This is a genomic window from Actinocrinis sp., from assembly GCF_035650855.1.
Taxonomy (GTDB): Bacteria; Actinomycetota; Actinomycetes; order Streptomycetales; family Catenulisporaceae; genus Actinocrinis.
This window is the reverse complement of record NZ_DASRGV010000183.1, coordinates 1-8,776: the sequence shown is the minus strand read 5'-3', so window position 1 is coordinate 8,776 and position 8,776 is coordinate 1. Positions and strand designations below refer to the sequence as shown.

Annotated in this window: 9 protein-coding genes; 8 read left to right on the top strand and 1 reads right to left on the bottom strand. The window is 69.1% G+C overall.

All coding sequences use genetic code 11. The features are described from left to right. The 5 genes from arfA to VFB40_RS13640 form a co-directional block, all read left to right on the top strand. On the top strand, window positions 1-1,506 hold a 1,506-nt coding region (gene arfA / locus VFB40_RS13660), incomplete at its 5' end, for an arabinosylfuranosidase ArfA (protein ID WP_324850599.1). 32 nt (window positions 1,507-1,538) lie between these two features. Further along, window positions 1,539-2,918, top strand: coding sequence for an ABC transporter substrate-binding protein (locus VFB40_RS13655; protein WP_324850597.1), 1,380 nt, complete (start codon window positions 1,539-1,541; stop codon window positions 2,916-2,918). Window positions 2,919-2,928: 10 nt separating this feature from the next. Beyond that, window positions 2,929-3,891 (top strand): carbohydrate ABC transporter permease, encoded by a 963-nt coding sequence (locus VFB40_RS13650; protein WP_324850595.1) that lies wholly within the window; start codon window positions 2,929-2,931, stop codon window positions 3,889-3,891. After that, window positions 3,888-4,781 carry a carbohydrate ABC transporter permease gene (locus VFB40_RS13645; protein WP_324850593.1) on the top strand — a complete coding sequence of 298 codons (894 nt, stop codon included), beginning with the start codon at window positions 3,888-3,890 and terminating at the stop codon, window positions 4,779-4,781. The genes VFB40_RS13650 and VFB40_RS13645 overlap by 4 nt, the downstream gene beginning before the upstream one ends. After that, complete coding sequence (locus VFB40_RS13640; protein ID WP_324850591.1) at window positions 4,778-6,292, top strand: alpha-N-arabinofuranosidase; 1,515 nt, start codon at window positions 4,778-4,780, stop codon at window positions 6,290-6,292. Before VFB40_RS13645 ends, VFB40_RS13640 begins: the two co-directional genes overlap by 4 nt. 83 nt (window positions 6,293-6,375) lie before the next feature. On the opposite strand, the gene VFB40_RS13635 is transcribed toward VFB40_RS13640, so the two are convergent. After that, window positions 6,376-6,897 carry a hypothetical protein gene (locus VFB40_RS13635; RefSeq protein WP_324850589.1) on the bottom strand — a complete coding sequence of 174 codons (522 nt, stop codon included), beginning with the start codon at window positions 6,895-6,897 and terminating at the stop codon, window positions 6,376-6,378. Between VFB40_RS13635 and VFB40_RS13630 the strand changes: the two genes are divergently transcribed. The 3 genes from VFB40_RS13630 to VFB40_RS13620 all read left to right on the top strand — a co-directional run bounded on the left by VFB40_RS13630 (window position 6,884) and on the right by VFB40_RS13620 (window position 8,517). Beyond that, the gene (locus VFB40_RS13630; RefSeq protein WP_324850587.1) at window positions 6,884-7,126 is read left to right on the top strand and encodes a hypothetical protein; all 243 of its coding nucleotides are present in this window, start codon (window positions 6,884-6,886) and stop codon (window positions 7,124-7,126) included. The two genes, VFB40_RS13635 and VFB40_RS13630, sit on opposite strands and share 14 nt — an antisense overlap. Next, complete coding sequence (locus VFB40_RS13625) at window positions 7,123-7,617, top strand: hypothetical protein (protein WP_324850585.1); 495 nt, start codon at window positions 7,123-7,125, stop codon at window positions 7,615-7,617. The genes VFB40_RS13630 and VFB40_RS13625 overlap by 4 nt, the downstream gene beginning before the upstream one ends. Before the next feature lie 87 nt (window positions 7,618-7,704). Further along, a complete protein-coding gene (locus tag VFB40_RS13620) occupies window positions 7,705-8,517 on the top strand; it encodes an SAM-dependent methyltransferase (RefSeq protein WP_324850582.1) in 813 nt (270 codons plus the stop codon). The last annotated feature ends 259 nt before the right edge of the window (window positions 8,518-8,776 follow it).

The following is an 8,776-nucleotide window of genomic DNA, read 5'->3' as shown; positions in this document are numbered from 1 at the left end:
CGCGTGCTGATCGACCCGGCGCGGCGGCGGACGCCGCTGGACCGCCGGCTGTTCGGCTCGTTCCTGGAACACATCGGCCGGGCCATTTACGGTGGCGTCTACGAACCCGGGTCGAAGCAGGCCGACGCGGCCGGGTTCCGCAAGGACGTCCTCGCCGAGATCCGCCGGCTGGGCGTGCCCATCGTCCGCTACCCCGGCGGCAACTTCGTCTCCGGCTACCGCTGGGAGGACGGGATCGGCCCGGTGAGCGAGCGACCGACCCGGCTCGACCTGGCCTGGCGCTCGATCGAGACCAACCAGGTCGGCACGGACGAGTTCATGTCCTGGGCCAAGGCGCGCGGGGTGGAGCCGATGCTCGCCGTCAACCTCGGCACCGCCGGGGTGCTGGAGGCGGCGGCACTGGTCGAGTACTGCAACGTCCCCGAAGGCACCGAGTGGTCCGAGCGCCGCCGCCGCAACGGCGCGCTCAAGCCGCACGAGGTCAAGCTGTGGTGCCTGGGCAACGAGATGGACGGCCCGTGGCAGACCGGACACACCACGGCCGAGCGCTACGGTGCGCTCGCGTCCGAGGCGGCGAAGGCGATGCGGCTGGTCGATCCGGACATCGAGCTGGTGGCCTGCGGCAGCTCCTCGCACGAGATGCCTACCTTCGGGTACTGGGAATCGGCCGTCCTCGAGGCGGCGGGCGAACACGTCGACTACATCTCGATGCACGCCTACTACGAGGAGCACGACGGCGACCGCGCCAGCTTCCTGGCCTCCGGCGCGTCGATGGACTCGTTCATCGAGGATGTCACCGCGACGATCGACGCGGTCGCGGCCCGGCGGCGCAGCAAGCGGTCCCGGAAGATCAACATCTCGTTCGACGAGTGGAACGTCTGGTACCAGAGCCGCTATCCCGGCAGCGAGGCGATGGAGATCGACGTCGCCGGAGCGCGCATCGAGGACCAGTACTCCGCGTTGGACGCGGTGGTGGTCGGAGACCTGCTCTCCAGCCTGATCAACCACAGCGACCGGGTGAAGATCGCGTGCCTGGCCCAGCTGGTCAACGTGATCGCCCCGATCATGACCGAGCCGGGCGGGGCGGTCTGGCGCCAGCCGACGTTCCACCCGTTCGCGGCCGTGGCCGCCGGCGCCCGCGGCCACAGCCTGGTCACGCGGGTCGGCTCGGCCGAACTCGCGACGCGCCGATACGGCGATGTGCCCGCCGTCGCCGCGTCCGCCACGCACGACCCGACGACGGGTGACGTCGCCGTGTTCCTCACCAATCGGGCGGACCACGCCGTCACCGTCGACCTGAGACACCCCGGCTTCGATGGCTGGACGATCACGTCCGCCCGGCACATCGCCGCCGACGACCGCGGACCACGAGACCGCGAGACCGCACCGGACGTCAGCCTCACCCCGCTCAGCACGTCCAGCTCCGAAGATGCACGCAGCACCACGCTCGCCCTGCCGCCGCACAGCTGGACCGTCCTGCGGGCGGCCACCGCGAGCATCGACTGAACGTCACACAGCGAGGTCAAGGGAGACCACTCATGACAGCGAACGAACTTCCCCCGCGCGGGCTCTCCCGGCGCGGCGCGCTCCAGCTACTCGGTTTCGCCGGCCTCGGCACGGCTGCGGTCTCGGCTCTGAGCGCCTGCGCCCCCGGCGGCAGCTCGGGTAACACGAAGGCGCTCAGCGCCGTGCCGAGCAGCACCGCGGCCAAGGGCGAGGCGACCCTCTGGTTCAACGACGACGACCTGCTGAAGGTCTTCAAGACCGTGGTTCCGTCGTTCAACGCCAAGTACCCGCAGGTCAAGCTGAACCTCGTCGGGGTCGACATCGGCACCAAGCTCGCGCCGACGCTCATCAGCGGCACCGGAGTGCCCGACGGCTCCTTCGCCGCCGACGGCGCGGTGGGCGCTCAGGCCGCCGAGCTCTACGACCTGACCAGCCTGATGAAGCCGTACGTCGCGGACACCGTCCAGTACAAGCTCGACGTCAACACGGTCGGCGGCAAGCTGGTCGGCATTCCCTGGGACACCGACCCCGGCCTGTTCTTCTACCGCGAGGACATCCTCTCCGCGGCCGGGGTGGACCCGGCGCAGCTGACCTCGTATGACGCGCTGTTGGATGCGGCCCGCGCGGTGAAGGGCAAGAACCCCAACGCCCGACCGATCCCGCTCGAGCAGGACCCGAACCTCGGCATGCAGTGGCTGATGATGCTGGTCAGCCAGCAGCAGGGCTCCGGACTCGTCGACGCGCAGGGCGATCTGACCATTGACACCGACGCCTATCGCAACGCCCTGACCTGGATCAAGAAGGTGGCCGACGAGAACCTCGGCGCGCGCTGCGAGTTCGCCAGCACCGCGCAGATCGCGCTGGCCGACAACGGCACGATCAGCATCGTGCCGTGGGCGATCTGGTTCAACTTCCTGGTGCAGACCGCGCTGACCAAGAGCTCCGGCAAGTGGCGGGTCAGCCAGCTGCCCGCGTGGAAGTCCGGCGGCGCCCGCTCCGGCGTGATGGGCGGCAGCTCCTTCATCATCCCGGCCAAGGCAGCGCAGCCGCAGCTCGCCTGGCTGTTCTACGAGCACGCGATCTACAGTCCCGAGGGCATCAAGCAGGTCTTCGGCCCCAACACGGTCTACCCCAACGGCCTGAACACCGCGCTGCCGTCGGTCAAGAGCGCACTGAGCGGCCCGTCGCTGTTCAACGCGCTGCCGCAGCTGGGCAACACCTCGCTGTGGGACGTGGCCGCCCAGGCCTCGCTCGGCATCCCGGCCGGCTACCACGTGCCGACCTGGTTCAACCAGGCGGCCAATTACCTCGGCGCGAACCTTCAGCTGTTGATGGACGGCAAGATGTCGGTCGACGATGTGATCAAGCAGTCGGTGTCCGGCATCAAGACGAACCTCGTCCAGCGCGCGTAGTGAGGGCGGCATGTCTTTGCTCGAGTGGAACACCTCGGCGCCGCGGACCGGTGAGCCGGCCCGCGGCACCAGGCCGCCGGCGTCCCGGTCCGCGCGGACCCGGCGCAGGCTGCCGCGCGACTGGTGGTGGGGCTACCTCTTCATCGCCCCGTTCTTCGTGGTCTTCGCGGCGTTCAGCGCCTACCCGATGATCTACGCGCTGGAGCTGAGCTTCAGCGACTGGCACGGCGCGGGCCAGCTGCACTGGGTCGGCTTCGGCAACTACACCTACCTGCTGACCAATCCGCAGTTCTGGTCCTCGCTGGGCAACTCCGGCGTGATGTGGGTGCTCATCGTGCCGATCCAGACCGTGCTCGCCGTCGCCGCGGCCAGCCTGTTGACCAGGGCCAGGCTGCGGTTCACCAAGTCGCTGCGTACGATCGTGATCATCCCGTACGTGACGCCGCTGGCCGCGATGGCCCAGGCGTTCATCCTGATCTTCGACAAGAACTTCGGGGTGCTCAACGCGATCCTGCGCTTCTTCGGACTGCCGGCGGTCGGCTGGCTGACCACGACCAGCTGGGCCAAGCCCTCCATCGCCCTGTTCATCCTGTGGAAGACCAGCGGCTTCGCGCTGATCATCATGCTGGCCGCGGTGCAGTCCATCCCCGAGCACCTCTACGAGGCCGCCGCGCTCGACGGCGCCGGCGCCCCGCGGATGTTCTGGTCGATCACCGTGCCGATGGTGCGCAGGCACATCGGCTTCTTCCTGGTGATCTCCACGCTCGGCATCTCGCAGATGTTCCTTGAGCCCTACGTGCTGACCCAGGGCGGTCCGTACAACAGCACCACTACCTCAGGGCTCTACCTCTACCAGCACATCCAGAACTCCGACCTGGGCACCGGCGCGGCGAACTCCTTCCTGCTCGTCATCCTGGTCTTCCTGCTCTCGCTGATCGCCGTGCGGGTGCTGCGTTCGAAGGAGGAGCAGTGAGTAGCGCGTTGAGCGTCCCCGCCGTCCGGGCGCGCCGCACCGAGCCGGCGGTCCGCGTGCGCCGGGCCCTTGGCTACCTGGCGATGCTGCTCGCCGCCCTCGCCTTCCTCTACCCGATCTACTGGATGGTGACCTCGTCGCTCAAGCCGGGCGTGAGCATCCTGGACGACCCGCTCGGCTTCAATCCGGCGCAGGCGACGCTGCGCAACTGGACCGGGATGTTCGCGAACGTCCCGATCGTGCACGCGTTCATCAACACACTCATCGTGGTGGTGGTCAAGGGCGGCCTGCTGATGGTGTTCAGCCCACTGGCCGGCTACGGCTTCGCGAAGTTCAACTTCCCGTTCAAGAACTTCCTGTTCGGCTTCGTCCTGCTCACCCTGATGCTGCCGACGCTGGTGCTGATCGTGCCGCTGCTGCTGGAGATGAGCCAGATCGGCTGGATCAACAGCTACCAGGCGCTCATCCTGCCCGGCGCGGTCGACGCGTTCAGCGTGTTCTGGATGCGGCAGACCATCGAGCAGATCCCGGACGAGCTGATCGACGCCGCGCGCATCGACGGCGCGGGACCGCTGCGGGTGTTCCGCTCGATCTGCGTCCCGGTGCTGCGCCCGGCCCTCGCGGCCCTCGCGGTGCTGTCGCTGTTCAACATCTACAACGACCTGGTCTGGCCGATCGTCGCGGTCAACGACCAGCGCCACGAGACGCTGGCCATCCTGCTCGCCAGCCTGACCTCGAACGTGAGCGGGGCGCAGGGCAGCACCAGCAGCGCCGACCTGTGGGGGCAGCTGATGGCGGCGTGCACCTTCGCCACGATCCCGACGATCCTGCTGTTCGTGTTCCTGCAGCGGCACTTCATCCGCGGCCTGCTCGCCGGGAGCTCCCGATGAGCGGTGCGGCGGCTACGGCGAAGGTTTTCCTGCACCCGGCCTTCGCGGTCGGCGAGATCGACCGGCGCATCTTCGGCAGCTTCGTCGAGCACATGGGCCGCTGCGTGTACACCGGCATCTACGAGCCCGCACACGCCACCGCGGACGCCGACGGATTCCGCGGGGACGTCTCAGCCCTCGTCGACGAACTCGGCGTCACGCTGGTGCGCTACTCCGGTGGCAACTTCGTCTCCGGCTACGACTGGCGCGACGGCATCGGACCGGTCGCGGACCGCCCCACCCGGCTGGACCTGGCCTGGCGGACCGCCGAACCGAACACCGTCGGCACGGACGAGTTCCTGCGCTGGGCGGCCCGCCGCGGGCTCGATCCGATCATGGCGGTCAACCTCGGCACCGCCGGGGTGCGCGAAGCCGCCGAGCTCGTCGAGTACTGCAACGTGGCCGGCGGCACGACTCTCGCCGACCTGCGTGCGTCCTATGGGACCCCGGCACCGCACGCGGTGCGCACGTGGTGCCTGGGCAACGAGATGGACGGCGACTGGCAGATCGGGCACACCACGGCGGAGCAGTACGGTCGCCGCGCCGCCGAAGCGGGCAAGGCAATGCGGATGGTCGATCCCGGCATCGAACTGGTCGCCTGCGGATCCTCCTCGCGGGAGATGCCGACGTTCGGCCAGTGGGAAGACACCGTCGCCGAACTCACCCTCGACGTCGTCGATTACCTGTCAATGCACGCCTACTACGACGGAACCCAGGCGCGCCGCGACTACCTCGTCTCCGGACACCGCCTGCACCGGTTCATCGAGGACGTGGTAGCGGCCGTGGACGCCGTCGCCGCACGCCGAGGCTCCGAGCGCAGGCTCCAGATCGCTTTGGACGAGTGGAACGTCTGGTCGTCCGCGGCCGACGTCTCCCCGGCCGGCCTCGCCCGCGACCTCTCGTTGACCCCGCCGCGGATCACCGAGGAACCGTATCAGAGCCTGGACGCGGTCGTGCTCGGCGACCTGCTCATCAGCATCCTCAATCACGCCGACCGGGTCAAGATCGCCTGCCTGTCGCTGCTGGTCAACGTCAGCGCGCCGATCCTGACCGAGCCGGACGGACCGGCCACCCGGCAGACCACCTTCCATCCGTTCGCCGCCACAGCCCGCCTGGCCGCCGGGACCGCGCTGCGCACGGCAGTGGAGTGCGCGCCGCTGACCACCGACCGCCACGGCACCGTGCCCTCCGTGGCCGCCGCCGCGACGCTCGACCGCGCGGCCGGGCGGGCGGCGGTGTTCCTCGCCAACCGCGGGCCGCATCCCGCCGAAGTCACGATCGACCACCAGGCGTTCGGCGGTTGCACGCTGCTGGCGGCCCGCACCCTCACCGCGGACGACGCGGACGAACTGCGGTCCATCGACGGGGCGCTCGTCGAGCTCAAGCGGGTCGAGACCCGAAACGGCGCAACGACTGCGGTCCTCCCCGCCGAGTCGTGGTCCGTGATCGAACTGGAAACGCGTAGCGCCTGACCGCGTACTTGGCCGTCGTCCTCTTCCGGTCGGCGGCGGCCGAAGCGCGCGGCGACGGTGCGTCGGTTGTCGGGTAAGCCCGGCTATTGCTTGTGGAACGTGCACGTGCCGTCGTTGTCGGGATAACGGCACACCAGCACCGGTGACGACGCACTACCCTCGACGAGCAGGCTCACCTGCGGCCTCGGATCCTGAGGCGTGGCGAGGTCCGGGAAGAAGAACTCGATGTAGCCGTCTGTCTGCCCGTCGATGGTCCAGTATCCGTGCCCGTTCGCCGGGGGATTCTGAATCGTGCGGGCGTCGAAGATGTTGGGCATGCCGGTGAACGCGAAGTCGCCGCCCACGCTGTCGCCGTAGAACAGCCCGGTCGTGAGGTTGGCCGGCGAGAAGATGATCGTCGCGCCTGCCTTGTCCTTCCAGGTGCCGGTTAGTAAGAGCTGCCGAAGTTGGTCGGCCTTGAGCAACTGAAGCGGCTTGTCGACGGCCCGCAGAACCACGATGCTGACCACTCCCAGCACAAGGCCGACGCACGCGATCCCGGCGAACCAGACCAGCCCACGCGCGAGACGCGCCGGCCGCTGGGTCGTGTCAGTGATCACCGTCATCCTCGCCACCACCGGCCGGATCCGCCGCCCGGGAGTACCGTGCGCCCGTTTTCGTATCAGAGGACGCATAGTACTCCCCAGCCGGCTTCAGCCGGTCAACATCAGGGATAAGAGCGCGCGTCACGAGATTGCCGAAAGTCTCGGCTCGGGCGTCGACGGCAACGCGAACGCGTCCGACGATGAGATCATCGATGCAATCGAGCAGTGGCAGGGAAGAGGCGGGGAGTGAGCGACGCGGGAGACCGGGTGGATCGCCTGCGCAAGCTGGCCGGGTTGATGCTCGGCACGAGCGTGCGCGGCTGCGAACTGCGGCCGGCCCACGGCTTGGACGTGTTCCTCGTCCGGCTGCCGGACTCGCGCCCGGTCCCCGACTGGGTGGAGGGTGAGCTCCGCCTTCGCGTCCTCACCCACGGGTGGCGGTTGGAATCCCGGGAGCGGGTGATCGCGGCCGCCCTCGACCCGGGTGAAGAGCTCGGGGACGCCCTGGGCGTCCTGGTCGGCCGGGCGGTCTCCGGACTGGAGATCGCCCGCCCCGGCGGCGTCAGGCTCCTGGTCTTCCCCGTGCACTCCGGCTTGACCTCGGCATCCGACGCCGCGCCGCACACCCAGTGGTCCCTGTGGCGTCCGCAGGGTGACATCGTGTCCGTGAGCCCGGGCCCGGACTGCGGCTGGACGATCGAACCGAGCACTATGCGCGCAGCGGACGGAAAGCCGATCTGAAGGGAAGAAGCGAGCGCAGCCGACCGGTCGGCCGTAGGCTGATCGCGTGCGGCGAGAACGCAGCGCACTGATTCCGAAGGGGAAGTCGTGACCCAACGCCCCAGCTGGGCGCCGGACGAGGTGGACATCGAGCGGCCGGCTCCAGCCCGCATGTACGACTACTACCTGGGCGGAAGCCACAACTTCGCCGCCGATCGGGAGCTGGCCGAACAGGCGATGGCGGTGTGGCCCGACTCGCCGCACATCGCGCGGGCCAACCGGGCGTTCCTGCGCCGCGCCATCGCCTTCGCGGTCGAGCAGGGAGTCAGCCAGTTCCTCGACCTGGGCGCGGGCATCCCGACGGTCGGCAACACGCACGAGGTGGCGGCGCGCCTCGCCCCACAGGCACGCACCGTGTACGTCGACAACGATCTTGTCGCCGTCGCGCACAGCCGCAGCCTGCTCGACGGGGTGGCCAACACCATGGTCGTGCACGCGGACCTGCGCGACGCCGACATCGTGCTGGAGCAGGCGCGCGGCATGCTCGACTTCTCCCGGCCGGTCGCGGTGCTGATGTTCGCGGTGCTGCACTTCGTCCCGGACGAGGACGACCCGGCTGCGGTCGTCGACGCCTACCGGCGCGCGACCGTGCCCGGCTCGCTGCTCGCGCTGACGCACGCCACCGACGACTTTCAGCCTGAGCGGCTGCGCGATATGGAGAACGTCTATCGCAGCGCCAGCGCCGGATTGACCGGTCGCAGCCACGCCCAGATCACCGCGCTGCTGCCCGGGTACGAGCTGGTTCCACCCGGCCTGGTCTGCATGATCCACTGGCGGCCGGACCCCGATGCCGCGCCCGATCCGCTCAACGGCGATGTCAGCCGCTACTCGGCATACGCCGCCGTCGCCGTTCGCACGTAGGGCTTGGCTACTTCCCCGCGGTATGAGGTCTGAGGCGCCTTGACGCGCCGCGGAGCTGAATCCGCGGCGCGTCAAGGCGTGCTCATGCTGCGTCAGCGCAGGTGCGCCTCGATCGCCTGGATGATGCGCGGGCGCAGTTCGGAGGCTTGGATGACGGCGTCGACCGAGCCGACTTCGACAGCGCGCCGGATGTCGTGTACGTGGTCGAACTCGGCGGCCACTTCGCTGAGCTTCTCCGCGCGCACGCTCGCGCGCAGCT

Excerpts from the sequence above, each read along its gene's own strand:
- VFB40_RS13655 (WP_324850597.1), top strand. The coding sequence starts at position 1,539 with ATGACAGCGAACGAACTTCCCCCGCGCGGGCTCTCCCGGCGCGGCGCG.
- VFB40_RS13650 (WP_324850595.1), top strand. The coding sequence starts at position 2,929 with ATGTCTTTGCTCGAGTGGAACACCTCGGCGCCGCGGACCGGTGAGCCG.
- VFB40_RS13640 (WP_324850591.1), top strand. The coding sequence starts at position 4,778 with ATGAGCGGTGCGGCGGCTACGGCGAAGGTTTTCCTGCACCCGGCCTTC.
- VFB40_RS13635 (WP_324850589.1), bottom strand. The coding sequence starts at position 6,897 with ATGACGGTGATCACTGACACGACCCAGCGGCCGGCGCGTCTCGCGCGT.